Origin of the sequence: Parvularcula bermudensis HTCC2503, from assembly GCF_000152825.2 — a bacterium.
GTDB lineage: Bacteria > Pseudomonadota > Alphaproteobacteria > Caulobacterales > Parvularculaceae > Parvularcula > Parvularcula bermudensis.
Window position 1 is genome coordinate 617,590 of sequence record NC_014414.1, and the last position, 24,663, is coordinate 642,252.

Annotated in this window: 25 protein-coding genes and 1 pseudogene; 11 read left to right on the top strand and 15 right to left on the bottom strand. The window is 58.0% G+C overall.

Annotated features, from left to right (window positions below):
• Window positions 1-15: 15 nt before the first annotated feature.
• The 7 genes from PB2503_RS02955 to PB2503_RS02985 all read right to left on the bottom strand — a co-directional run bounded on the left by PB2503_RS02955 (window position 16) and on the right by PB2503_RS02985 (window position 6,078).
• On the bottom strand, window positions 16-405 hold the full coding sequence (locus PB2503_RS02955) for an ArsR/SmtB family transcription factor (RefSeq protein WP_148235171.1): 390 nt from the start codon (window positions 403-405) through the stop codon (window positions 16-18).
• Entirely contained in the window at window positions 402-1,055 is a 654-nt protein-coding gene (locus PB2503_RS02960; protein WP_013299733.1) for a peroxiredoxin, read from the bottom strand. Before PB2503_RS02960 ends, PB2503_RS02955 begins: the two co-directional genes overlap by 4 nt.
• A gap of 344 nt (window positions 1,056-1,399) precedes the next feature.
• Window positions 1,400-3,496: a TonB-dependent receptor domain-containing protein gene (locus PB2503_RS02965; RefSeq protein WP_013299734.1), complete on the bottom strand. Its 2,097-nt coding sequence runs from the start codon at window positions 3,494-3,496 to the stop codon at window positions 1,400-1,402.
• An 87-nt stretch (window positions 3,497-3,583) separates the two neighbouring features.
• Window positions 3,584-3,982: a DUF2946 domain-containing protein gene (locus tag PB2503_RS02970; RefSeq protein WP_013299735.1), complete on the bottom strand. Its 399-nt coding sequence runs from the start codon at window positions 3,980-3,982 to the stop codon at window positions 3,584-3,586.
• Between the two features lie 466 nt (window positions 3,983-4,448).
• On the bottom strand, window positions 4,449-5,015 hold the full coding sequence (locus PB2503_RS14485) for a hypothetical protein (RefSeq protein WP_148235172.1): 567 nt from the start codon (window positions 5,013-5,015) through the stop codon (window positions 4,449-4,451).
• Between the two features lie 298 nt (window positions 5,016-5,313).
• Window positions 5,314-5,712, bottom strand: a complete 399-nt coding sequence (locus PB2503_RS02980; protein ID WP_013299737.1) for an MAPEG family protein — start codon at window positions 5,710-5,712, stop codon at window positions 5,314-5,316.
• A 15-nt stretch (window positions 5,713-5,727) separates the two neighbouring features.
• Window positions 5,728-6,078 carry a nuclear transport factor 2 family protein gene (locus PB2503_RS02985; RefSeq protein ID WP_013299738.1) on the bottom strand — a complete coding sequence of 117 codons (351 nt, stop codon included), beginning with the start codon at window positions 6,076-6,078 and terminating at the stop codon, window positions 5,728-5,730.
• Window positions 6,079-6,181: 103 nt separating this feature from the next.
• Here PB2503_RS02985 and PB2503_RS02990 point away from each other — a divergent pair, with 103 nt between their 5' ends.
• From PB2503_RS02990 to PB2503_RS03000, 3 genes are all read left to right on the top strand, one after another.
• Window positions 6,182-6,625: a winged helix-turn-helix transcriptional regulator gene (locus tag PB2503_RS02990; RefSeq protein WP_013299739.1), complete on the top strand. Its 444-nt coding sequence runs from the start codon at window positions 6,182-6,184 to the stop codon at window positions 6,623-6,625.
• Window positions 6,626-6,755: 130 nt separating this feature from the next.
• Complete coding sequence (locus PB2503_RS02995) at window positions 6,756-7,103, top strand: YciI family protein (protein ID WP_013299740.1); 348 nt, start codon at window positions 6,756-6,758, stop codon at window positions 7,101-7,103.
• Window positions 7,100-8,350, top strand: coding sequence for an RNA polymerase sigma factor (locus tag PB2503_RS03000; protein ID WP_013299741.1), 1,251 nt, complete (start codon window positions 7,100-7,102; stop codon window positions 8,348-8,350). Before PB2503_RS02995 ends, PB2503_RS03000 begins: the two co-directional genes overlap by 4 nt.
• Window positions 8,351-8,648: 298 nt before the next feature.
• Here the strand turns inward: PB2503_RS03000 and PB2503_RS03005 are convergent, their stop codons facing one another.
• Both PB2503_RS03005 and PB2503_RS03010 read right to left on the bottom strand, forming a co-directional pair.
• Entirely contained in the window at window positions 8,649-10,520 is a 1,872-nt protein-coding gene (locus PB2503_RS03005) for a DEAD/DEAH box helicase (protein ID WP_013299742.1), read from the bottom strand.
• A 413-nt stretch (window positions 10,521-10,933) separates the two neighbouring features.
• Window positions 10,934-11,191 (bottom strand): hypothetical protein, encoded by a 258-nt coding sequence (locus PB2503_RS03010; RefSeq protein WP_041534868.1) that lies wholly within the window; start codon window positions 11,189-11,191, stop codon window positions 10,934-10,936.
• 533 nt (window positions 11,192-11,724) lie between these two features.
• Here PB2503_RS03010 and PB2503_RS14490 point away from each other — a divergent pair.
• From PB2503_RS14490 to PB2503_RS14495, 6 genes are all read left to right on the top strand, one after another.
• Window positions 11,725-12,147: a hypothetical protein gene (locus PB2503_RS14490; RefSeq protein WP_148235173.1), complete on the top strand. Its 423-nt coding sequence runs from the start codon at window positions 11,725-11,727 to the stop codon at window positions 12,145-12,147.
• Entirely contained in the window at window positions 12,144-12,635 is a 492-nt protein-coding gene (locus tag PB2503_RS03020; protein ID WP_013299744.1) for a PIN domain-containing protein, read from the top strand. The genes PB2503_RS14490 and PB2503_RS03020 overlap by 4 nt, the downstream gene beginning before the upstream one ends.
• Window position 12,636: 1 nt before the next feature.
• Window positions 12,637-13,644 carry a CBASS cGAMP-activated phospholipase gene (locus tag PB2503_RS14260; RefSeq protein ID WP_083810953.1) on the top strand — a complete coding sequence of 336 codons (1,008 nt, stop codon included), beginning with the start codon at window positions 12,637-12,639 and terminating at the stop codon, window positions 13,642-13,644.
• Window positions 13,645-13,718: 74 nt separating this feature from the next.
• Complete coding sequence (locus tag PB2503_RS03030) at window positions 13,719-14,432, top strand: hypothetical protein (RefSeq protein ID WP_013299746.1); 714 nt, start codon at window positions 13,719-13,721, stop codon at window positions 14,430-14,432.
• Window positions 14,433-14,699: 267 nt separating this feature from the next.
• The gene (locus PB2503_RS03035) at window positions 14,700-15,455 is read left to right on the top strand and encodes a hypothetical protein (protein WP_148235174.1); all 756 of its coding nucleotides are present in this window, start codon (window positions 14,700-14,702) and stop codon (window positions 15,453-15,455) included.
• Window positions 15,445-16,158: a hypothetical protein gene (locus PB2503_RS14495; protein WP_148235175.1), complete on the top strand. Its 714-nt coding sequence runs from the start codon at window positions 15,445-15,447 to the stop codon at window positions 16,156-16,158. Before PB2503_RS03035 ends, PB2503_RS14495 begins: the two co-directional genes overlap by 11 nt.
• A gap of 77 nt (window positions 16,159-16,235) precedes the next feature.
• On the opposite strand, the gene PB2503_RS14650 is transcribed toward PB2503_RS14495, so the two are convergent.
• Both PB2503_RS14650 and PB2503_RS03045 read right to left on the bottom strand, forming a co-directional pair.
• On the bottom strand, window positions 16,236-16,490 hold the full coding sequence (locus PB2503_RS14650) for a hypothetical protein (RefSeq protein WP_013299748.1): 255 nt from the start codon (window positions 16,488-16,490) through the stop codon (window positions 16,236-16,238).
• Window positions 16,487-17,743, bottom strand: coding sequence for a Y-family DNA polymerase (locus PB2503_RS03045; RefSeq protein WP_013299749.1), 1,257 nt, complete (start codon window positions 17,741-17,743; stop codon window positions 16,487-16,489). Before PB2503_RS03045 ends, PB2503_RS14650 begins: the two co-directional genes overlap by 4 nt.
• 158 nt (window positions 17,744-17,901) lie before the next feature.
• Between PB2503_RS03045 and PB2503_RS15080 the strand changes: the two are divergent.
• Window positions 17,902-18,558, top strand: a pseudogene (locus PB2503_RS15080) (SOS response-associated peptidase).
• Here PB2503_RS15080 and PB2503_RS03055 read toward each other — a convergent pair.
• Window positions 18,555-19,655, bottom strand: a complete 1,101-nt coding sequence (locus PB2503_RS03055) for a hypothetical protein (protein WP_148235178.1) — start codon at window positions 19,653-19,655, stop codon at window positions 18,555-18,557. The pseudogene PB2503_RS15080 and the gene PB2503_RS03055 overlap by 4 nt on opposite strands.
• A gap of 341 nt (window positions 19,656-19,996) precedes the next feature.
• On the opposite strand from PB2503_RS03055, the gene PB2503_RS03060 reads away from it, so the two are divergent.
• On the top strand, window positions 19,997-20,371 hold the full coding sequence (locus tag PB2503_RS03060; protein WP_013299753.1) for a hypothetical protein: 375 nt from the start codon (window positions 19,997-19,999) through the stop codon (window positions 20,369-20,371).
• A 361-nt stretch (window positions 20,372-20,732) separates the two neighbouring features.
• Here PB2503_RS03060 and PB2503_RS03065 read toward each other — a convergent pair whose 3' ends face one another.
• Genes PB2503_RS03065 through PB2503_RS03075 form a run of 3 tightly spaced genes read right to left on the bottom strand, consistent with a single transcriptional unit; the run spans window position 20,733 to window position 24,653 of the window.
• A complete protein-coding gene (locus PB2503_RS03065) occupies window positions 20,733-22,163 on the bottom strand; it encodes an argonaute/piwi family protein (protein WP_013299754.1) in 1,431 nt (476 codons plus the stop codon).
• On the bottom strand, window positions 22,160-23,944 hold the full coding sequence (locus PB2503_RS03070; protein ID WP_013299755.1) for an SIR2 family NAD-dependent protein deacylase: 1,785 nt from the start codon (window positions 23,942-23,944) through the stop codon (window positions 22,160-22,162). The genes PB2503_RS03065 and PB2503_RS03070 overlap by 4 nt, the downstream gene beginning before the upstream one ends.
• Window positions 23,931-24,653 carry an Abi family protein gene (locus PB2503_RS03075; RefSeq protein ID WP_013299756.1) on the bottom strand — a complete coding sequence of 241 codons (723 nt, stop codon included), beginning with the start codon at window positions 24,651-24,653 and terminating at the stop codon, window positions 23,931-23,933. Before PB2503_RS03075 ends, PB2503_RS03070 begins: the two co-directional genes overlap by 14 nt.
• Window positions 24,654-24,663 lie beyond the last annotated feature (10 nt).

Consider the following 24,663-nt stretch of genomic DNA (forward strand, 5'->3'; position numbering starts at 1 on the left):
ACTTATTCAACTTGGTCAGAACGGCTTCTGAACAATCCGGGCAAAGACACTTCCACGCTCTGAGACAGGCGAAGGACGCGGATGAGCTGCTGTCGGCGCAACTTCACGACCGCAGAGCGACGCAATGATACCCGGAACCCGTTCGTCGATAAGGCGATAGAAAACCGCCTTGGATTCACGCCGCCCCTCGATCACGCCGGCCTCCCGCAGCTTGCCCAGCTCCTTTGAAAGCGCCGGCTGACGAATACCCGTAAGCTCCTCAAGCTCACCAACGCCGCGCTCGCCCGCCATCAGCTCGCACACAAGGCGTAGTCGCTGGGGGTTTGCCATCGCCCGCAACAGCGTCGCACTTCTGTCGGCTTGAGCCTCCATCTCCTTCGGGGTGAGGAGTGCTGCGGGACTCATTTCGTGCCCCCGGCATACCAAAGCGAATTGTTGAGCCCCGACAGGTCGTCGCTGGTGCGTGGCGCCGGGTCGAGAAGTGGCTCACCGGACTCCCACCCTTCGGGCGCGACGCCGCCACCGCCATCGGTTACCTGGAGGGCTTCAACGAGGCGCAATAATTCGCTCACCGACCGCCCAACGGACATCGGATAGGTGGAGCTGGCCCGAACGATCCCAGCCGGATCAATGACGAACACCGATCGAACCACCGTGGTCGAGGACGCGCCGGGATGGATCATCCCATAAGCCCTGGCGATGGCGAGGGAAGGATCTTCGATCAAGGGGAAGGTCGGACGGACACCAAAGTCGGCCTCGATACGCTCGACCCAAGCAAGATGGGCGTATACGCTATCGATCGATAGACCGATCAGCGCACACCCTAAGCGGTCGAAGGAGGCCTGCGCGCGGGCGAGCGCAACGAATTCCGACGTGCAGACGGGGGTGAAATCCGCCGGATGGGCGAACAACATCACCCATTGCCCCCGATAATCCGCGAGCCTGACGAGCCCCGCCGTCGATTGCGCCTCGAACAAAGGGGCCGCCTCGTCGATCCGCGCCCCCGTTCCCTCAGCGATATTGAGATCATCAATCACCCGCGGCATACCTCCCATCACACCCCCCCATTAATTGACGATATACACAAATGTCAAGTAACGATGTCGTGAGATCCTCATGCCTGCCGATTATTGATCGCTTTTCCCCTAGATTCGGGGCATTAGCGCCGACGACGCCCCGACTCTCTCCGTCATCGCCAATTGAAAATTCCTTCTTCCGGTGTTTGGAAACTGATTGGTCGAATTGCCCCCGTCGCTCGCTTCCACGCCCCTGGGGGAATGGCCGGCGGAAGGTGATTATGCGCCACGGCACCGGAGAAAGCTCTCTGTCGATGTTTCCTCCGTGGACCCAATGTGATAGTCCGGCCCCGTCAGAAAAGGAGCCGGACCGAGTTCCATCGTTAATATGACATGTTCAGACGGACGAACATGCCGCGTCCAGCCCCTGGAAGGCGGTCGCCAACCGGCACATCGCCAAAGCCGTTGCGATTGTAGCCTGCCAGATGGTCCTGATAGACCTCATCGAGCAGGTTCTCGACGCCCGCCGACAGGGTCACCCCATCATACAGATCCCACTCGCCATAGGCGCTGAGGACAACATAGCCGTCCGTCGCCTCCTCGCTATTGGTCAAGGACACCTCCTCCTGATCGGCGACGGCGCGCGTTTCAACCGTGGCGGACCAGACATCTGCTTCCCAGGTGAGCCCGAGCGTCAGATTCAGCGGCGCAACGCGATAAAGATTGTCGTCAATGTCGCGACGCTCGCCGCGCACATAACTAAAGACCCCGTCGAGACGGAGCGGTCCGTCGAAATCGTAACCGCCATCCATATCGAGCCCATAAAGCCGCGCCTCGACATTCGCCCAGCGCAGCGGCGTCGGATCGCCATTCATGGTCGCGATCATCTCGACCGGGCTGTCGGCAACCCCCACAGTTCCGTCAAAGGGCACCCCCTGAATATAGTCATCAATCTGACGAATAAATACAGTCGGACGCAGATAGGCCCGCGCGCTGGCATAGTCGTAGCCCGCCTCGGCGATCCACGCGGTCTCCGGCTCAAGCGCCAGATCGCCAACATAGATATTGCCATCGGCAAGCCCGCCGCTGGCATTGATCGGCAGCCAGCCAAAGCGCTGGATATAGCCCGGCACCTGCTGCTTGTGCGCCAGCGTTACACGCCACGAAAGGCCACCGCGCTCAGTCGTCCAGAGGCGCGCCACCGCATCGACTGTTGTGTCTTCGCCTGAACGGTCCGCATCATTGAACGCCGTGGCCAGCATGCGCGGCCCCATGGGAAGGGCTGAGCCGAGCGAGGCCTCGCCGGCGTCATAGCCATTCCGGTCGGCCCTGAGACCCAGTTGCGCATTGATCGCGCCAAGAGCACCGGACCATTCCGCGAACCCGCCGAACCGCTGCATCTCCACGCGCGGAAATGGCGTGACGAAGAAATCCGTATTGGTCGGATTGGTGATGGTCACGTCATGCTCGACCTGCTCGCCATCGAGCCCAAGCGCCAGATCCCCCCCAAAAGCCGGAAAGCTGATCGACCCTTCACCGCCCTGTGTCGAGGCGTCGGCAAAGGTCGCGCGTTGCCTGCCTGGCATCGGCGCGGGACGCAGGGAGAAATTGTCCATCAAATGGACGATGTCCGTGGCGTGAACGCTGGCCGTAAAATGAAGGTCGCCGAACGCCTTCGCATAACCGAGCCGGGCGAAATCCGTATCAAAATACTGGATATCCATCGGGAACGGTGGGGTGCCGGACGGGCCGGTATTCTGGCGGCGCAGATCAAGCGTGAACTCACCAAGAGCCGTACGCGCCCCAGCGGACAGGCCATAAACGCCGCGCTCAAACGCCGTGCCGCCAATCTCTCCGTCGCCGAATTCGGTATCGTCACCTTTCTCCCATGCGCCCAGCAGATTGACGCGCCAGGCATCGCTGGCGAGGCCGACCACACCGCCTGTCGACAGGCTGTCATTGACGCTTCGCGCCCCGACCGTGAGGTCATAGCCGAACCGGGCCTCGTCCCCTTGCGCATAATCCACGCGCTTAAAGACCGCATCGGCGCCGCCAGCCAGGCCAGGCCCGGCCGACACCGGGCTCACGCCGCGATCGATGACAATGGCGGCGACCAGGGGCGCAGGGGCGTAATGGAAGACCGGGTCCATCAAATTGGGGCCGCCGGACGCAAAGCGCTGGCCATCGACGCGCAGGTTCAACCGTTCGCCGAACAGACCGCGATACTGCATCTGGCCGGACAGCTCGCCATTGCCGAGGCGCGCCCCGCCGGGGGTGCGGGCCGTCAGATAGGTGATATCGCCGCCTTGCAGCGGCGCCGCGTCCGGGGTGATACCGGTTTCGGTTGCCGGGTCGATCCGCGTTCCGGTGACAATAATGACGTCCTGAAGGGCCGGTTCCGCGTCCTGAGCGAAGGCGGGCGCACCAAGGGCGAGGACCGCCGCGCCGGACAGGAGGCGAGCATGAAGTTTCGATCGCATGTTGAAAGTCTCACAAACTGAAGAAAGCACGCGGGTCACACGCGCGAAGAGACGGTCCCGCACAGGAACCGCGGGGTAAGGACTGGTTCAGATGTGAGAGGGGGGACCACGCGAGCCGACGGGCGGTCCCTGCGCTTCTCGGACGAGACCCGGCTCGAACCGCACAAAAATCTGCTCAAGGGGAAACGCCCTCGGCGCCGCCACGACAAGAGGCGCCGGCGCCAGCACGCTATGAGCGAGTGTGCAGAGCGGACAATGGGCGTCAAAGGGCTGATCCGCCGGCACGTCCTCGCCAAGCAATCTGGCGATCTGTTCTGCGGCAGCCCGCGAGTCCGGCGATAATTGGCCGGAGGGCGAACACATGAAACGTGAGACGTCGACGCCCTTCGCTTCGGCAACAGCCATCGACCCCGGCAGGAAAGCCTGGAGAACAATCGCCAGCATCGCCAAGAGGCGAGCCACAGTGAGGCCGGTCGCGCGCTTCATGGACGCCCTGTTAGCAACTCCCCTCTGGCAGCACAGCCCCCCCTTTGTCGCCGCAACGCTCTTTCCGCGCCGACAGTCTTTATCTGTCAGTGAAGCCAAAGTTGAATAGATGACCCCTCAAACGCGCCGCGCGCCCGTGCCGGTAACGATCACACCATTCATTCCATACAAGGAGGCCTAGGCAGGCGCGGCGCCGTCCAGCATGTTCTGTCGACTGCGCCGAGCATCACTCATGATCGCGTCCTGCGCGGGAAAAATTTACGCGGAGGTCCACCTCTTGGCCGGGGAGAGGGAAACAGACGGCTCCATGGCCTGAAAGGTCCTAAAGGCGCGGCGCAAGAAATTTGCAGACAAACGTTCCTGCATTAAAAAGATGAATCTTCTCATCACAGAACATTTCCGGCAACAACGCAGGCCTTCAAAGAAGATGGGACCGCGGTGGAACGCCGAGAGCTGTCATGGCTAGCTAAATCGTTTTTTCTGCTTCCACAGGGCAAGCAAGAAAAGACGCGATCCGAGCTTGAAGTTGATGAATTTTTGCCGTCTGTCGGCGGGGTATCTCGGAAAATCTTGCCGGCGAAAAGTGCACGCGGTCCCCGCATTTGGTCTCAAGCGCCAGGCGCCAGATCTCATCACCATAACCATCTTGATCGAGATGAGGAGATACACGGACTATTTCGCTAAACGGTATTGTCCAGCCAAAACGAACTCCCGATATCTGACATTGATATCTCACCTCGTTCGACGCCCGATCTGCTGACAGGCGCTCACGCCGCCTCAGAAAGTGGAAAGTCATCAAAAGCCCGACAAAAGATAGAGATAGGCAAAAGCCATGCGCAAATACATAGTCTCCAGTCATCGGCAGTGGTCTAACCGCAACAATGTAAATCAGCACCAGCGCAGCCGAAATGGCGCCCGAAAGGGTCGCACTAAAAATACGCCCGCCGACTAATACCAATGCTTCGGAAGTGAGACTTGCAAAATGAAGATCGTATTCATGGTTGGCCGGGAAGCCAGTCGATAATTGTTCCATTTTTTAGTCTCGTTGTTGAAAGCATGTACACCAGGCAGGAACGCCCAAAACAACATGTTCGAACTCAATATTAGTAACGGTAGATGCCGACTTTTTGCTGAATTTGATAGATTTATTCTGACCTAGGCACTGGAGAGCAATCTCTCTGGCCTGACCTTCAAGGAGTCAGAGGAAGGCGCCGCCCTTCACCTGCCGCATGAGCACATTGTCAAGGAAAGCGGTCGCCTTGGCGCGGCGAAGGGTGGAGTGGCAGCTCCGCCAAGCTGAAAGAATTGCTCGAAGTCAGCGCAGCGTCGCGTCAAAAAGTCCCAGAAAGATTGAAGTAAATCAACAACCCACCGCTCATCAAAAATACCGCGATCGTGCCGAGCATGGAAATCTGACGCGTGACCGCGAGCGGGCTGACGATCAGCGTGAAGTAATGCATGACCCGCGAGACGAGAAAAAGAACGCCGAGCCCGTGAAGGATGAGACCGGAAGCGCCGGTCAGTTCCAGCAGAGCGATCAACAAGAGGCCGAAGGGGACATATTCCAGAAAGTTTGCATGCCCCCTTATGCGTCTTGTCAGGGTTTCGTCGCCACCATCACCGGCGTAGACCTTTATCTTGTCACGATAGAGGCCCACCCGAATGGTCAGGGGGATCAGTATCAGCGCAAACAAAGCTGCATAGAGGCCGGTGACCGGTACGATGTTCATCGATGACCCCGTCTATCACGCCGCCGGATTTGGAAAGAGTTTGGTGTCGAAGAAAAGCTTCGACGAGGTGATCTTGCCCTCGTGTACCGACAGCACTTCGCACATCGGGATCGGGGCCGTCTCGTTTCCGTCAATGACGACCTCATGCAAGTGCGCCACCCGATCGCTATCGGCGACGAAGTCCGAATTCCGGATCGTGAAGTTCGTTGGCATCGCCGCCATAGCTTGCAGAAACTGATCGGCGGAATGCGCCTCCATCATCGGTCCCTTGAACTGAAAGTCATCCGCAAGAGATGCCCGCAGGCTTTGGCCGTCGCCGGCGCATGCAGCCTTCACATAATCTTTCACCACACTAAGCGCATCCATTCTGTCTCTCCCTTTCATGCGTACATCAATGAATTTACTTGCAATACGCAATCAATATCGGCTTCACTTGTGAAGTGCAAGCGAAAAGTGCATTGTCGGATGAATGAAAGACTCCGCGCAAAAACCTCACCGATCCGGGTGCCCAATCAGTATTGCTCTGGAGATTTTTGGCGACAGGTGGTCGCTGTTGATTCTTCGTGACATGATCTTCGGGGGGAAGAGCACTTACCGTCAGTTCCTCGATTCCGAAGAAGCGATCGCGACGAATATCCTGTCGGATCGCCTCAGGTCGTTGGAGGCGAACGGGCTTATCAAGAAACAAGGCTCGCCGACGGATCGGCGAGTGAAGCTTTTCTCGGTGACCGAAAAAGGCTTCGCCCTGGCGCCCATGCTCATCGAAATGATTCTCTGGTCCGCGGCGCATGAGGACACCGCGGCGCCCCAAGAGGTCCTCGATCTCATGGTGAACGACCGGGATGGGTTCATTGAGAGTCTGCGTAAGAAGGTTGCATTGGACGATGCTGAAACCGCGGATCGTCAGGCGTGACCCGTCCCAATTTATCAGGGGGCGCCTCGCCGCTGAATTATTTTAGGCCGTTCTGTCCAGTTTCGGCCCGTCCGATCATCTCTTCCATGTCGGCGGAGCGCGCTGACGAAGAAACAGGAAGGTAAACCCTATGACCGAAAAACTCTATCTTTGCATCCAACGCAGCCAACCCCGGCCTGAGGGAGAACGCGCAGCACCATCGCCGGCGCAAATGGAGGCCATGTACGCCCGGTTCAATGAATGGAAGGAAAAGTTCAAAGACAATATCGTTGACATGGGCGGTCAGCTTCTCGGCGGCAAGGTGGTCACAAGTGACAACGTAACCGACGGCCCCTTTGTCGAAGCAAAAGACGTCGTCGGAGGCTACATGATCGTGTCGGCGGCCTCACTAGACGAAGCTGTCGAGGTGGCGCAGCAAAGCCCCGGCGTTGGTGCGGATGGCGCCAGTGTTGAGGTCAGGGAGATCAGCAAGCCTTGAGTGGTCGGGATGACGTCGAACTCGCCTTTCGGCGTCATTATGCTGAGCAAGTCTCCGCGCTGTCCCGCAGGATTGGCCTGCGTCATCTTGAACTGGCCGAAGACGCCGTTCAGTCGGCGCTATTAAAGGCGCTCGATGTCTGGTCACGCAACGGGCCGCCGGAAAATCCGGCGGCCTGGATCAACAAAGTCGCCAGAAATCACGCGCTTGAGCGGCTTCGAACCGGCGATCGCCGGGGCGTGCTCCTCGCGCAAAACGCCGAGTTCGTCGACACCGGGCCCAACCTTCAGCCGGAAGCGACATATTCGGGCGAGATCGCCGATGATCTTCTGCGCATGATTTTTGTGTGTTGTGACGAGAGCCTTCCTCAGTCCTCTCAATTGGTTCTCGGGCTCAAGATTCTTTGCGGATTAAGCGTTCGCGAGATCGCTTTCCTGTTGTTCACCGAAGCCGAGACCGTCCAAAAACGCTTGCAGCGCGCCCGGGCCAAACTGGGCAGCAAGCCGGATGATTTCATGGAAAATGTTATCGCGCCAGATCCGGCGCGCTTGTCCAGCGTGCGTCGCACTCTTTATCTTCTGTTTACGGAAGGCTATCATTCCAACAGCCCGGAGGCATGTATCCGGGAAGATTTATGCAATGAAGCGATCCGTCTAACGACTATACTAGCGGGGCATGCCGTAAGCGACGATCCGGAAACGCGCGCGCTACTTGCGCTAATGCACCTTCATCACGCACGCTTGCCGGGAAGAACGGCGGGAAACGGCGATCTGTTACTCCTCGAAGAACAAGATCGATCCGCCTGGGACCGCTCGCATATCGCCGAAGGCCTGCGCTGGCTCGAAGGCTCGGCCACGGGCGACAAGTTCTCGCGCTACCATGCCGAAGCCGGCATTGCCGCCGAACATTGCTTGGCGCCATCCTTCGCCGAAACGAACTGGGAGCGGATCGCAGACCTCTACGCGCTGCTCGAAAGCCAGTCCCCATCGATGATTCATCGACTAAACCGCGCTGTCGCAACCGTCGAATATGCAGGCCCCGACGCCGGTCTCGCTCTTCTCGAAGGTCTGGAACCCCCGACATGGCTTGAAGGATCTTACCTCTGGTGTGCTGTGCTCGCAGACATCCATCGCCGCTGCGGGAACAGCACGGAAGCGCAAGAGTATCGCCTCCGCGCCGCTCACCTTGCGCCTAACGTTCACACGAGAATGATGATCGAGCGGCGACTTAGAGGCCGACCCCATTAACTCTGGCGAATGCGCCGAGAGCCGAGCGGCAACTTCTCGTAAGAAGTGGTCCTATCCGGCTGAGCCGCCGACGTCTTGATTGGCGGCAATCTGCCTATCGGCGGCAATCTGTACGCGGGGGATTTCACCTTGATCGGCGGCGCGCAGGCCGTGGAGCCGTCTGGTAGGCGCGCCATGGCGAACCGACGGCGCAACGGTGAAGACCGGGAGGGGTGGCAAGTGCAGGCCGCAGCGCCCGTCCCCATCGCCTCCTGCACTCCGCCTTCACCAGCGCAAACGACGCCGGACAGCCCCCGTGTTAACTGCTGCGCTTCTTCGGCCGCTTAAGCGGCTTACCGCCACCGGGGCCGGTCTGGCGCGGCTTGGGCCCGCCGGGCTTTCCGCTGCCCTCACTGGGTTTGCCCTTCGCCCTCGACTTCCGCTTGAAGCGCGGCGAGTCGCCCGTTTCTTGGCCGGGAGTGGGCGCAAGCGGATCAAAGCTCTCCGTTGACCGGGATTGGCCATCGCGCTGGGTACGGCCTTTTCGGGGGCGCGTCACCGGGACGGCCGCCTCGCGCGGGCCTTCTTTGTCTGGGGGGCCGTCCGTGCGCCGCACTTCAATGCCATCTTCGAGGTAACCGACAGTGCCAAGGCTATTCAAAAAGTCGGCCGCCCCCTCCTTGTCGAGTTGCACATAGGTCTCGGTCTCCCGTACACGGATCGCGCCAATGGACCCCTTCGGCACCGGCGCGGACTTGCACAGCATCGGCAGCAACCAGCGTGGCTCGGCGCGATGCGCCCGCCCCACGGACAGCATCACCCATGCCCCGTCGGTGGTCTCGGTCCGGCCCTTCTTAACCCCCGGGGGGACGACGGCCAGTTCACTGATTTCCTCAGGCGCGGAGCGGTTTTGCCGGTGCAGGCGGATGAAGGCGCCAGCGAGATGCTCTGCGGAATACGCCTCCGCCAGGGTCTGGGCGAGCGAGTCGGCTTCCCCCCCTTCGTTCAAGATGGGGTCGGACAACAGACGCGCATCATCCCGCGCCAGCACGGCTTCGGCGCTGGGCGGGGCGATCCAGTCCGCATCCACCTTGGCGTCTCGGAACAGCTGTTCGACCCGCCGGCGCGCCCTTGGCGGCACAACGAGTACGGATGTTCCCTTCCGGCCCGCTCGTCCCGTCCGGCCCGACCGGTGCAATAGCCCTTCGCGGTCCTTCGGCAGGTCGGCATGGATGACGAGTTCAAGGCCCGGCAGGTCGATGCCCCGCGCGGCGACATCGGTCGCAACGCACACCCGGGCGCGGCCATCACGCATGGCCTGCAGGGCGTTGGTCCGCTCCTGCTGGCTCAGCTCCCCGGACAGGGAAACCACCGAGAAGCCGCGATTGGCGAGGCGACTGGTCAGCCGTGCCACCGCCGCCCGCGTCCCGCAAAAGACGATCGCGTTCTCCGCCTCATGAAATCTCAGCGTATTGATGATCGCCTTTTCTGCATCGTGCTGGGACGTGACCATGGCCTTGTAGGCGATGTCGTCATGGGACCGCGCCGGACCACTGGCCGAGATCCGCAGCGCGTCGCGCTGGTACTGCGCGGCAAGCTTGCCGATGCCGCCGCCCACCGTAGCCGAAAACATCAGCGTACGGCGATCTTCGGCGCAGGCGTCCAGAATGGCCTCCAGCTCCTGGCGAAAGCCGAGCTTCAGCATCTCGTCCGCCTCATCGAGGATCGCGACCCGCAAGGCCGACAGGTCCAGCGCATCACGGCTGATATGGTCGACAAGTCGACCCGGCGTGCCCACCACGATATGCGCGCCACGGTCGAGGGCCTGCCGCTCGCGCCGAAGGTCCATGCCGCCGACGCAGGTGGCGACGGTGGCCCCCGTCTCGGCATAGAGCCAGGTGATCTCGCGGGCGACCTGCATGGCCAGCTCCCGCGTGGGGGCAACGACAAGGGCCAGCGGCACCCCGCCGCGGGGCAGGCGTGCCTGTCCGCGCATCAGGTCGGGGCCCATGGCGAGGCCGAAGGCGACGGTCTTGCCGGACCCGGTCTGGGCAGAGACCAAGAGGTCGCGGCCCGACACCCCCTCGTCAAGCATGGCCGACTGCACTTCCGTCAGGCTGTCATAGCCTTTGGCGGTGAGGGCGCGGGACAGGGGGGCGGGGAGGCCCGATGTATCGGTCGGCAACGTCATGAAGGGTCCAGAACTTTCGTGGATAAAGCGGCGGCAATGGCAGCCAGCCCGCAGTCGCACCTCAAGGGCGCGATGCGTTAAAAGAGCTTATGTAGCCGATAGCCAGCACCGTGGCGAGGGGAACGGTTATCCTGATCCATGCCCAATCGCTTTGTCGGAACAAGAGAAGGGAAATTTCGGGGGATCGTCAGGCATTGAGCTTCAGCCCGCACCTTAACGGGTTGATTTGTTTGGTTTTATGAAAAATCAAATGGAGCGGGCGATGCGCTCAAAATGCGCCTAATTTCCCTTTGTTTTCAACTACTTATAAAAATACAATTCGGCAATTCTGTATCAAAAATCGGGAAATTTCTGTAGCAAAAAGAGCGTGCATATCCGCTGTCTCTCACCATAGCCCAGAGGGTCCGATTCGCCTACATGAACAGGCGGACCGGATAAGGATGCGGCTGCAAATCCGGCATCCGTTTGACGATCTGGGCGAGCCTTCCCGCATAGTTCAGCGTGACCGGCATGCCGTCATAGGGGCCGTCATTGTTCCAATCCATCTTGGTCAAACCGAGCGTGTCGCTGCACACATCGCCGAAATCGCCACGCCCCGCGTGCCGAGTGATGAGGAGCGGTTCGGGCGTGCCTTTCCCTTCCTTGAAATAGTGCGCGCCGCGCAGCGCCACATCAGGGAGGTCGTCGCGGCTCCACAGGAGCGCTTCATGGGGCTCGAACTGATATTATTTCCAATTTAATATCAGTATGTTATGTCTGTCTTTATACTGACTATAACTACCAATATGTACGTGTTTTGTATCCCACTTCGCGCGCATCTTGCCTGCCCCGTCCCGCACCAATCCCCGGCAAGATGGACGCAAGAAGTGGTCACCGTCAGTCTTCAAAAACTTCGCAAGGCACATCATTCGCCTCGGGCGCATTTCTACAAATTCCTCGCATACCCATATTCGGGATCAATGAGGTCAGATGCGCCGTCGGGAATAAAAGTCGGCTTTTTCCTCGATGGTACTGTCACGAAGCCCTCCTTCTCGGTCAGTCTTCGGCCCGATATCAGGCTATCGGCACGAGATGCCCCATCGAGGCCTACAAAGCCATAAAAGGTTCCTAATGGGGCACAAAGCCCCCCTAAGGGCCCATAAGCCACAATAATCTATGTGGCCATTTTGATGCTATATGTGGCCACGTAATAGGAGGTCTGACCATGAAAGCAGAGCTAGAGCGCTGGCGAGGAGAAATACTATCGTTTTTCTGCCTCCACTTTGTAAAGCCCGGCGTATTTGCTGGGGACGCAGCAGCAAGTCCTGTCTATCGCGTTCGTGAGGCCAAAAATCAGTTCTCCAAACTTTGCTACGATGCGACCGTGATGCCTCAATTCATTGATCCACAGGGAGCCGATAAGGAGCCCTTGTCGCTCATCGCGACAGATGATCTTGCGCGTCTCGTTGAACTGGCCCGCCGTGGGTTGGGCCGCAAAGGCAAGCCTGCGGATCGCGTTCTGGCTCGCCTAAGTGAGGTCGGCGGCCCCTCAAACGCGCCCCTGCCCAAACGCCGAAGATCGAGGACGAAAAGTCGCCGTCTAACGGATTTCCCGGCTATGCAGGGAACAACTGATTCCGACCTGTGACTTATTTGCTAGGCGTCGACGAGTTCATCGAACTCGTCGACGGTAATCCGGATCACCCTACTCTTCAGTTCATCGCTTCTAATAACAATCCCGACATCATCGCTTCCGCGATCGCCTACGGCGCCGCGATCGAAATGGTCCGTTGTGATGAAGAAATGGAGGACGAGACTCGGCGCCTCTGGGCCTCAAAACTGGATGTCGTCGGCGAAGCCTTCCGGGATGAGGACATTAATTCCCTCTTTGCGATCAATTCACCCGACTTAGCTGGTTTGGATCTACTGCCGTTCACCGAACGCGAAGCTGCCGTTTGGGCAGAATTGAAGAGCCAGCCGCTTGAAGGTGAAGTGGACGATTTGGATCTTATGATCGCCGCAACCGCGATAACACGCGGCTACACTTTGCTCGCGCGTCCGCGTCCCTGGCATGACAGTGTCCAACCTATCGCCGGGCTAGGCCGCGTTGTCTTGAAAATTGTGAACCCCTCCTAGGATGTCGGCCACCTCCAACGCAAATCCGAACCTCTCCCATGTGCGCATACTGGCTCTCACAGGGGGTGGATATCCGGGACTTTTCTCTGCGCATGTCCTCGAATTGCTGGAGAAAATCCAAAACAGAAATCAAACAGCCCCGCTGAAATCGTCTTTCGAAATTCTCGCCGGAACATCGATTGGCGCCGTCATTGCCGCCGCGATCGCTCACGGCGTACCCGCCGAAACAATACGCAAATCCTTCGAGGAAAAGGGAGAACTGGTATTCCCACGACGTCGAACGCTACGGCCCTGGGTAGGCGGGGCAAAACACTCCCCTGACGGTTTAAGAGAAGTTATCCTAGAACATATTGGGGAAGATATGCGTCTTGGCGACATCGATAAGTGGCTCGTAATACCTGCTATCGACGAGACCAACGGTGAACCCGTCCTGTATCGAAGTTATAGTCCGTCTCAGGAGGATATACGGGTAGTCGATGCTGTGCTTGCATCAGCGGCGGCCCCAACATTCCTACCGCTACACACTATGCCCAGCATAAGCGGCGGCAATATACGTCTTACAGATGGAGGATTGATCGCCAACGCCCCTGACCTCGTCGCTGCCCTAGACGCCAGAAATGCTCTTGGTTGCCCCTACGAAAACATGCGCATGATCTCAATCGCCCCTCCATCCCACGGACGATCCCCCTACCCGCCATCCGCAGGCGTTGATTGGGGTGTTCTAAAATGGATGAGACGCGGCCCAAGATTGATACAGGCCTCTATTTCCGCCCAAATGAAGCTCACTCGTTATGTAACCGAACGGCTTGGTCTTTGTGAATATCACCTCATCGAAGGCGATTCGACAGCCTCCGAAGACAAAATCCTTAAGGTGGACTCAGCCTCGCCAGAAGCAATAAAGACGATCGCCTCAATCGCTGAACGCTACCGAATCAAGATCGGTGGTGACGAAGTAACCAAAAGGAATCTGTCCAGGATCCTGTCAAAGAACGCGTTAAAGCGGATTTGAACGTCCGTTAACCCTTTCCAATCGGAAGAATGGTACAAAAGGGTATAAAACCCACCAAAAGGGCCCTTTTGTTGATGAAGATTCAAGTTCCCCATCAGGCAGGGTTTTTCCTTGATCCGGAGATCAAGGACATGATGCCGATCGCCTGGCAGGAGGAATTCGCACAATATCGATTTTTCTACGCCCCCGCTTATCGCGATACGGCGCGCCAACTTCTGGGTGACCTAACGGTAAATAGTTACGTGGGCGAGGCCTCTTCGTACCGCCGTCAGCTCGCGGAATTTGTTCCAACCCAACTCAAATCAGAAGTCCCGAAAGTCCAATACCATGATTGGGAGACCCTCGGCAGCGACCAGATCCGATCTGCCATGAAAGAGACCAATCTAGGATTTTCGAAGCTCGTGCTCGCGATGATCCTCCTTCAACTCATGACGGAGAAACGAAATGATCTCCGAAATACTCCGGACACGACAAATGTCTTTGATAAGGTCAAAATTCACCCCGCCCTTTTCATCTTTCAAGATTTTGATGCCGACAAATTCAGAGAGATAGTAATTCACGACTCCCATATGTTCCGTGAACTGCAACAAGCGACCCAGCAACGAAATACGTTCTTTGAAGACATTGCTGAAGGCCGACCCGCTACATATCACACACTCGAGGCCATTCGTAATTGGCTTATCGGCAAGCATACGGATATAGCCGTCGGCGACATTGTCCCCATAACCGAACGTGGACAGCTGAAGCCAGCCCAAAAGGAAAGAGTCAGGTCTAATCAATCCGTATAGCTGTACAATCTGCGCGCGCCTTGCCGTAAACATGGTATGAATAGGCGCCAAACGAAATAACCGCGATCTTCCAAGAAACGCCATGAGCGAAAACTCAAGACTTGCTGAAAGCAGAATATTCTGGGACGCTACTATGGCGTGTTGATCGTTGGTACCGCTGGCTTCAGTAAATCGATTTGTAGGGAGCGCTAGCGCGACCGGCCTGCTTTATTCATTGTTACAAGTAAAGACGAGAAGTCCCAATTGGCATCGAATACGAGGTTTTCATTGACATCCATTCTAGAGATAAAGCCTCCAAACACACTCGGATTTTTGACCGAACGTCAAAAAGAGAAGCGCATACTACATGTTGACATCGATGCAGATTTTAATTCCTCACAAACAATTTCTTACACAATCGACGTTGTCTTCGACCCCTCACCTTTTTCAACAGGGATTTTTGAAAAGGTCGACTTCTACGTCGGATCGACAGGCGTGAATATCACCATCGATTTTTTCGACGGAGAAGTTCACGGATTTACCGAAGAAATCAGCATCTCCGTTGAATATACCAACGATAGACTGATTGAGAGGTACGCTGATCTTACGATCTCTCCCAAAATTGAGCTATCGTCCGGTAAAGCTTCAATGAAGACCGAAGTTGGCTCGATTCACCGCAAAAAAGGGGAGCGATACACTCAATCATCCGCATTTCAGTGCCGAGAGGCAGTGCTCACCCCAATCGATCTCGGCTCCGGGGTTCGCTGGCTGCTTCAACAACCGAGATCCGACAAGGCTATTCGAGATTTCTTGGCGGGCAACCTTCATCTTGCCGCATCACATACTCCCGGATCGGCTACCTCCCGGGGAACAGTGACCGCACGACTCTCAGATATACGAATTTTTGATGGAGAACGACGACCGGTAAGCGCGCGGAAGTCGCTCCTTATGTTGTTCAAATTGTTTGAGGCTGGGATGTGGTTAACCGACTCAAAATCGGTTTCATTCGAATTCGAATTACAAAGAGCTGACAGTGAAGAATAGCTTGAACATAAGCCTCGAGCTCGCCGCCGAATTGGAATCAATTGCATCCAGCGATGCGAGTTTCGCAGACATCTGCGTCAAGCACGATATTAGACCGGATGCATTTCGCAGTTTCATCGAGCAATTGGCACTAGATGACGATAGCGATGCAATAGCTTTACTCGCTGCATCGGAACGGGCGTTCTCATCGGAAACACCAGTATCTCTCGAAACCACACGAAGATTGAGGGAGTTAGAACGAACAAGCCAAGCAATCGAAAACGTTGCTGGCGCTGGGAAACGTGTACGTGTAAGCGGCACTCGGAGTTCTTTCGCAAGCGAATACGCTGGCTCAAAATATGGTGGCTTGAATTGGGTTGAGAATCCGCAACAGCATACTATTTCTCACTATCTTTTACACTCCGACAGAACTGTCGAAGTGGACGTTTCCTATGCGCCAAATCAGGAAATATGTTTTGGAGTCCGCTGGTCAGGCAGCCCGATTGGAGACGCAGTCGCCGTCCAGGCCGCACTGCTAAATGCCGACAGTAAAATCGCATCACTGACGAGAAAAGTGACGTTCAAGGATGACGGCTCGGTGATTGGCCCAAGCCGTATTCAAGGACAAGTCCGCTTACGTCGTTCACAGTTTGAGTTGCGGCAGGCAAGACAAATACAGTTTTCGATACTATCGATTGCTCCACACGGCGGGCAGCATATTTAGGCGGCCGCAACGCCAAGTTTGCCAGCCCCCCGGTATCGGTAGCGCCTATCAAGCACACGGGGTGCTGAATCGGGTCACTAAGGCAGCCCGCCGACGAAACCGCCTGAGTCCTCGTTGCGGATCAGCGCGATGCGCATACCGACATGGGTGCAGTGCGGGCGTTTGCAGGCGAGATTGTCCTTCACTTCGCGCAGCGTGACGTCGCGATGGATCACCTTGAGAAGCAATTGCGTCGGGTTCTCGAGCCATGTGTGACCGCATTTAAGGCAGGTCGCCTCGATGAGAGAGGCCTCATCAAGATCGCGTAGCTGCAGGTCATCGAGCCAGCTCACCAGAAATCCTCCGCTGACGGAATGCGCGTATAGGCGATCTTGCCGCCGGCATAGCCGCCGGGTGGCGGCGTCAGCGGTCCGAGCGACAGAACCCGCTTGCCGAATTTGCGGTTGAGCCCATCCATATCGGCGGTGAGCCGCTCCCATTTCTGCCGGTCCTCGTCGTCGGCGTGGAAGAGGTCGCGCTTGCGGGCGTTCGCTGGCGTCAGATCCGACAGCGTGACCCCGACCCGGACGATTTCGATCTTATGCCGCGCAAGGTCGTCCCGGGCTTTCTCCCAGAGGATATCGAGCGCCGAGAGAATGGCTTTGTCGTCATGGGCGCTGGGAATGTCCCGGCACTGCACCCAAGCGCCCTTTCTCAGATCGAGCCAGACCCAGAGCCGGTTCGTATAGAAACGGTCGCGGCGCATGCGCCGCGCCGCCTTGATGAGAAGCAGCCGCGCACAGTCATACGCCTTGTCGAGATTGCGCCACTCGGGCGGCAGCACACGGCCATGACCATACATGCCTCGACCTGTCGGTTCCGCCTTGAGAGCATAGCCATGCAGCGCATACCAGAGCCGTTCCCCCGTCACATTGCCCCAAAGGGCGCGCGCCTGTTTTGGCTGAAGGTCGAGCAGACCCTCCATTTGATTAACACCCGCGGCGGCGAGGCGCTTCTCCATACGGCCGCCAATGCCGGGGACCTCCGTGAGCGGAAGGTCCTGCAACGGCCTTGGCATATCTTCCGGGCGCCAGATGGTGACCCCGTTCGGCTTGTCCATCTTGCACGCCATCTTGGCGAGCAGGCGGTTCGCCGCGTAACCTATGGAACAGGTGATATGCGGGCCGATATTTTCGGCGATGAACGATTTGAGACGGCGGGCCAATCCTTGCGGGTCGCCGATATCGGACTTCGTCAGCGTGCAGCACAGCTCGTCGATCGATTTGACCGTTTCGATCGGGATCTCGCAGGAAATCTCATTGAGAAGCGCGCCATGCGCCCAACGAAAAAGATCTGGGCGTTGCATGACCAACACGATGTCGGGGCAGATCGCGCGCGCCTCAGGCACCCGCATGACATTTTGGACGCCGCGCGCCTTCGCCTCCTTCGAGCAGGCGATGACCGTCGTATATTGCGCAGAGGCAGTATCGAAGGGAATGACGCCCACAGGCTTGCCGCGCAGGTGCGGCATGGCCTGCTGCATCACGGACGCAAAAAAGCCGTCGAAGTCGAGATAGAGTGTTTCGATGGTTTCAGGCTTGCGCATCCTTTTTCGGCCCAGACAGAACGTAGAACAAAGAAAGAACGCGGGACGCCGGGAGTCAAATGGATTCTGGGCGGAGCGGGCGACTCACTTTCCCCATTCCGAGCGGAGAAGGCTGAAAAATCCTTGCGGATCAAGGTGCGCCGGGCTTTTCTGAGGGGATGTGCAATCGCTATGCGAACAGAGCCTCGATCGCTGAGATGCGCCGCTTGATGGCGGCCTTGAAGCGCATTCTGGAGACCACGTCCGAGACTGGTAACTTCGGCGGCGAGGATGTCTATCCGGATCGCAACGGCGTCGTCTTGCGGCCCTTGGGCGAGGACAGGATAGAACTCGCGGCTCTGAGGTGGGGCTTTCCGGAAACCAAGGCGGGGTCGCGGCCGATCACGAATATCCGCAACCTAAAAAGCGCGTGGTGGCGGAACGTAAATGGCGAGTATCTTCTAAAACCCGAACATCGCTGCCTTGTGCCTTTCACCGCCTTTGCCGAGCCGCCGCGATCGCCGATCTGGTTCGGCCTGCCGGATCAGGAGGTAGCCTTCTTCGCCGGTATCTGGCGCCCGTAGCGTGGCGAAAGGCTGGATGTCGTCGAAGGCAAGAGCCGACGCGCCCGGGTTGAGAAGTCCTGGGAGCTCTACGCTTTCCTGACGACGGAAGCGAACGACGTCGTGCGGCCGGTGCATGAAAAGGCAATGCCGGTGATCCTGACCGAACCCGAAGAATGGAAGGCTTGGCTCGCCGGCGGCGAAGACAGTCTCAAGCTGCAGCATCCGCTCGATAACGACCGGCTCGCCATCGTGGGCGATCCGTTTTACTAATCAGAACCTGAATCGCTCTCGGCGTGATCGACCTGATCGGCGTCTTCCTCAGAGGGAATTGCTGAGCTTTCCTTTCCGAGAGGGATGAGGTTATCCGGTTTGCCCGCAAGTTCCCGAGCGACCCTCTCCATGCTCAGATAAAACATGACAATCGACGGCCGTGGTTCAAACTTCACCCCTTCCGGGTCATGCGGATTGTCGGCATTCAGAAAGGTTCGAATCGTCTTGATGGGTTCTTGGGCGGGATCGAGATCGCCGCACCTCTCAGAAAGCTTTCTAACTTCGTCGTCGTTCAGGTGATCCGTATACACATGTAAATCGTCCTGTCGAACCATGAACGTCCGATAACTTGCCAGATATTTGTTGTCGCCGTCCGACACACGCCCCCGCAATCCATAGAGGTAGTTGTCTCCACCTTCGGATGCACGGAAAAGTGTCATCGTGTTCACCTGCAAACCGCCACCCTCATCTCTGGTCACCCTGGCCGTCATGGACTGCATGGAGAGCCAGAGACGCCCTTTCCAAGGGTTGCCACTCGGCCCCAACATCACTAACTGTAGCCCGTCGGATTCGTCTGAACGTCGTATAATGACTATCGTCCGTCGAACGCGTTCCTGTTTGACGTGGTCCCTGTAACAGTAATAGACGCCTCCAAAACGCGCCAGCGTGGCGGTCTCATCGGCATCGAGCACTGCGTGCTTCGATCGACCATGGGTCGCTTCGGGCACGGGTAGCGCGTCACGCCACTTCATGAAGTCGGCCTTTCTAACGCCTACCTTCTTGATCAAATCATCCAAGTCATCTGTCAGGTCGCCTTCCGACAACGTGTTCTTGTTTTTGAAGATCGCGTTGAGGATCGTGACAAGCGCACTGATATTTTTCAGGCTAACATTTTCTCCCTTGAACCAACGTGAAAGCGAGACGTTGCTAAATGGCGGATGTCCGCCAAAGGCGTGTTGCTTGAGCTCATCTCTGACTTTCCGGATTTCGGCATAAAGGCTTGGCTGGCGGCCCGAACGCACGGGTCCGCTATTGCGAGAATAGGCCAGCACCAGAAGATGCGACCTAATTTCATAGCCTTGCCTTGATGCCGCCAAATCCCTTTCCCCCCGGGCGCATTTACCGAATCACGCTCATGTTCGCTCATGACGTCGCCATGTTGCTTCACGATGCTTCATGAAGTTAACGTTATGACGCATGTATGGCGAAATGAAAACACCCAGCCAACCATGAAGTGCGCAGCATCATTCGGAAGATGTGCATGCTTTTATGGGTCTTGGAACGACGCGCGTTCCTGAAGAAGAGGGCTGACCAACATGGCGAGTCGTCCCCTATCCTCACCCTCATTTGTTGGTGAATGAGGAATTGCCCCTATTCGTTAATGCGCTCGAAAGTCCCGCCATGTCGGCATTTTTCCGACGGGCAAAGGTAGGGTGATATGATGAAATCTCTCACGATTGCAGCGCTGATCGTCGCTGCGGGTATCGGAATCTTCTGGGCGAAACCGAACTGGAAGGAAGAAGCGGCTGCAACGCTGGCCGTGCAACTCGACAAAGCGGCGACGTACTTCGCCTCGAACAGCGGGGATGCTCTGAACTCTCACGAAGCGCCGACGGCGCTCCCTCGGCTGGCTGCGACGAGCCACACTTATGAAGTCCGGCTTTTGGTGGTTTCACTGAGCTGCGAACAGGGGCGGAGCTGCACCGAGTTCCTGACTCAATCCACCAAGGTCGTCTCCGGAGCAGCATTTACCTCTGAAACGCGCATTCCCGTTTCAAAGGCCGGCATTGAGACCGATCTCGAAGAATGGTGACTGCGCCACAGGTCCTTGGGGCTCCAATAGGTCGAGACAGAATCAGATGAACATTGGGATGTCAGGAAACTGGCCTCCCGGTGTTTATATTTGCGCACGTTATCTATTAGTATCTTTATACTGATTTTCTTTTTACTGATAGATAGGGCTGAAATATCACGATCTTCACAGCAGAACTCGGCTGGCAGTCATGATTGGTTACGCACCTATACAGCTAGGCTCTCATGAAAGGAGACGTCGGCCTATGAACGGGGGCCTTGTCGTTTCAGACGTTGGAGCAAGAGGAAAACGGGCATTTCTTCTTAAGGCGGCTCAGCGTCGAACGCCCCCGACGACCGCCCAAAGTGTCCATCCGACTCGTCTACATAAACAAGCGCACCGGATAAGGGTGCGGCTGCAGATCCGGCATCCGTTTGACGATCTGGGCGAGCCTTCCCGCATAGTTCAGCGTGACCGGCATGCCGTCATAGGGGCCGTCATTGTTCCAATCCATCTTGGTCAAACCGAGCGTATCGCTGCACACATCGCCGAAATCGCCACGCCCCGCGTGCCGAGTGATGAGGAGCGGTTCGGGCGTGCCTTTCCCTTCCTTGAAATAGTGCGCGCCGCGCAGCGCCACATCAGGGAGGTCGCCGCGACTCCACAGGAGCGCTTCATGAGCGCCTATCGGCATCAGGCTCCCGCGTTCGACTGGATAGCCCGCCACTTTCTGGGCGGCGTCGACGCGATAGCCGCGCCATCCCGTGTCCTGTTGCACCTGGATCAGCTCGACAGCGTCCACCGATGAAAGGGCGTTGAGGCATCCATCGACTTCTTCATCCCGAAAGGGCGTGTTCTTGTGGATCACGACCCGTTTGGGCAGATCGCCATAATGCTTCCTCTGATAGATGGTGAGGCTGCGGGCGATGATCTTCAGCATCTGCGCGTGATTGAGATAAGGATTATCCCCGTAGACGCTGACGCCGTCCGCTTTGTAGGCGATGAATTCCAGTCCTGAGCCTTCTGCGTCGAACACCTGCGCACAGCAGATCGCGAAGCGGGGACCATCGTCCTGCACCCGACGCATGGCGTAATCGATGCCAATAAAGGCTGTCTGCGGGTGGATGTCCTCAAGCACCCAGGGAACGCCCCCCGCCTTGGTGTAGAGAGCGATCGAGAGCCGCCACATGACGCTGGCGCGGCAATGATAATCGAGCGCCTTGTCGCTCCGAATAAGCTGCACGCTGACGCCCATGCTGGCGCCCACGGCTTTGAGATAATCGTGTAGATCGAAGTCTTCCTCATCACGCTCCACGAAGGCCGGCTCCCAGGCCGCATCGATGCCGATGAACACCACGTCGAAATCATTCCGCGTCGCCTTCAACTGCGTGATGGCGCGCTGCAAGGCTTCGGCAAGCACAACATACGGCTTTCTGGCGCGCCGGACGTCATCGGTTAGCGTGTCCGGCAAGATGATTTCACTCGCCGACCCGGCTCCGACGGGCCTGACGCCGAACGTCTTCGACATGCCCTGATAGTCAGGCCGGTAGGCGGCAGCGTCGCGCGGGCGGAGGGTCGCCTCCAGCTCGCTGACAAGGCCCCGCATCTTTCCGATCATGCCCTGCTGACCGATCATGGCGATCCGGATCTGATCCGGAACGCCCGCGATCCAGTTGCGGCTATAGGGGCCATAGCGCAGGAGGCCGCGCAGCGGATGCACGTCCACGTCATTGTCGGCCGTCGAGCCGAATCGCAGAAGCGGCTCGCGCAACCGTTCATGCGCTGTCAGGCCGAAGGGCCGCTTGTCGCTCATTGGCTCCTCCCGCTGAAACCGCTGACGGTGTTGATGGTGAAGCTGGCGCCGATCCCCTTTGTGAACGGTCCCGCAGTCAGCGCGACCTCCCCTTTATCGGCGCCCAGAAGGATCGTTCGCCAGCTTTCAAGGAGATCATTCGACTGCGAATTGTACCGTCGCGCCATGCGTTCGCGTACAAAGTCCTTCGCCTTGTTCTTGTCTTCCGGGCTCGCCTCATCGTTCCAAACGAGGTGCGTTCGCGGATTGAGCAGCAGCCAGAGACGATCGTCCCGATAATCGAGCCGAAGGCCGCAAACCTCGATCCAGTCGATCCTGGTCCCGGCGACAACGCCTTTGACGACGTTCGGATTTCCCAATCCCCGGAAGCGACCGGCGGGCGTTACGCTCGGTTCAGCAAGCACGAGCGTTTCGCCGCGTCGATATTTTAGCTCAAGTCGGGACGCGGTCGAGATCGCCGTAAAGAGCGCATCGCGCAGCAGTCGACGTTCGCCCGATTCCCGGACGAGACGGCTGTCCAGGATCGGATGCGTATTCCACTCCTTGATGTCGTTGTCTGAATAGGCGGCGCGCAGATCATCATCGTCGCCAAAAGCGATGACGCCGTCGCGGATGCGTGTTGCAACGCCCTTGTGTCCTGACGTCTCCAGAACTTCGCGTACTTCCTTCGCGTTGCCGATCTCGCACCCGATCAGGCGGGCGATCTGGGGATAGGCCGTCACCGGAAACCCATTGGTGCGAATGACAGGAAATTTCTTACCGCGCTTTCCGGTTTGGATCGCCGCACGACGACCCGCGCGTTCCGTACGGAAATTGGCGGCGACTCCGTCCAGCTCCGGGAGGAAGGTCGCGATCTCCGACATCGCTTCATCGAAACCCTGAGCCTCGACGAGATGGGCGTCTATACCCTTCGCTCGCGCTTTCCGGATCAAATCGCTCACCGCCGGAAAAACCTCTCCATCGCCGCGATGAAACCAGTAAAGGCCCTGGGACAGACCGCCTTCATCGATAGCGTGGGTCAGCGCCTCCATGACCGAACCGTCGCGGCCGCTATAACCCACGATCGCGAGGCCGCGCGTCCGGCACGCGTCGACTAGCGCCCGGCGCAGCGTTTCATCCTGAGACTGAAGTTCCGAAGCCGTGTTCTTCAGACTCCGGCTCTGAAAATCGCCATGCAGCTTTCCGTAAACCGGCCACCGGCTTTCCGAAATCGCCTCAACGACGGTCGATGGATTGTTGAGGTCGCCGTCGGTCAATCGGCCGGTCGTCTCAAACTTTGCGGCGGCAGCGTCTTCGACGAGCCGGTCGAAATTCGTGGTCCAGACGATGTCGCAAAGATTTTTATCCATAAGCGCGACAAGCACTCTGTGGCCATGCGTCGGCCGCGCCGACGAGACGGCCTCCTCGATATAACGGCGTCGGTCGTTTTCCGCATGATATGCCGCCTCGAAATACGCCGCATATTCTGTAGGATCGTCGGAGAGCGGATAGTCGCCCGTCTCATCGAAATAACGCTGAATGAGACGCCGCGCGCGTATATCGGTATTGTCCGGCAGCGCCGAGTCGCGCACCCCTTTCTGAGATCGGTAGATCGAGCGCTTGAAGTCCCAGATCATGTCCCAGCCGGTCTTGATGCCGGCGGCGCGCGAAGCGCCCGCGCCCAAAAGCCACATGATCGACCGTCCCCGGCGCTGAAACAGCCGGAGGAAGGATGGCAAATCGAGGGTCAGATCCGCATCGGCACTAGTTGGACTTTGATCGTTCATCTCAGAATTTGACATGCTCCGAGTCTTTGAATTGTGCGAGCAGGTCAGGAATTCTCGATGACGCCTCGACCCAAGCGCGCGCTTCGGGCGACATCCACTCCAGAACCTTCAGAATACTCTCATAGTCCTTGTCGAGGCGCCGGGCGTGAACGGGCTCATGATGGGCGATCCGGTTCCGCAGCAGACGCATATGCTCGAATGGACTGTGCGCCGCCTTGCGGTTCAGTTTGGGCGCGCCGGGAAAGGCGCGCCGCAGTGCCGGCCGCCAGAGGGTCATTTCGTAATTCGCCTTCGGCGCCGGCGACTGCCGGCGACCGCCAGCGCCAAGCAGCGACACCCAAAAGCCGAAGGACAGATTCGCCACCATATGCGGGGCGTCGATAGGATGACCTTCTTTCGCCAGGCCGCGCTTCGATTCGTCGATTTTCTTTAGCGCATGGGCGTCGAGACCCGGACCGGCCGCATCATACCAGGTCGCGCCATACCGGGCCGACAGCGAGGCGTTCAGGGCGTTGCGAAGGGTCACTTCGAGGGTCTGCAACGGACCGTAAAAGGCCGCGCTGATTGCGGTATTCCAGCCGTAAAGACGGAAGGCCGCCTTGCGGTTCCCGCCGCAGGCGTCTACATATTTCGCGAATCGGTCAGTTGAGAGCGCGGTCTCGATGGCGTCGAGCGTTGGCCCATCCCACTGGTCGATCTTGACTTCTCCTTCGTCTTTCGACATATTGTTACCG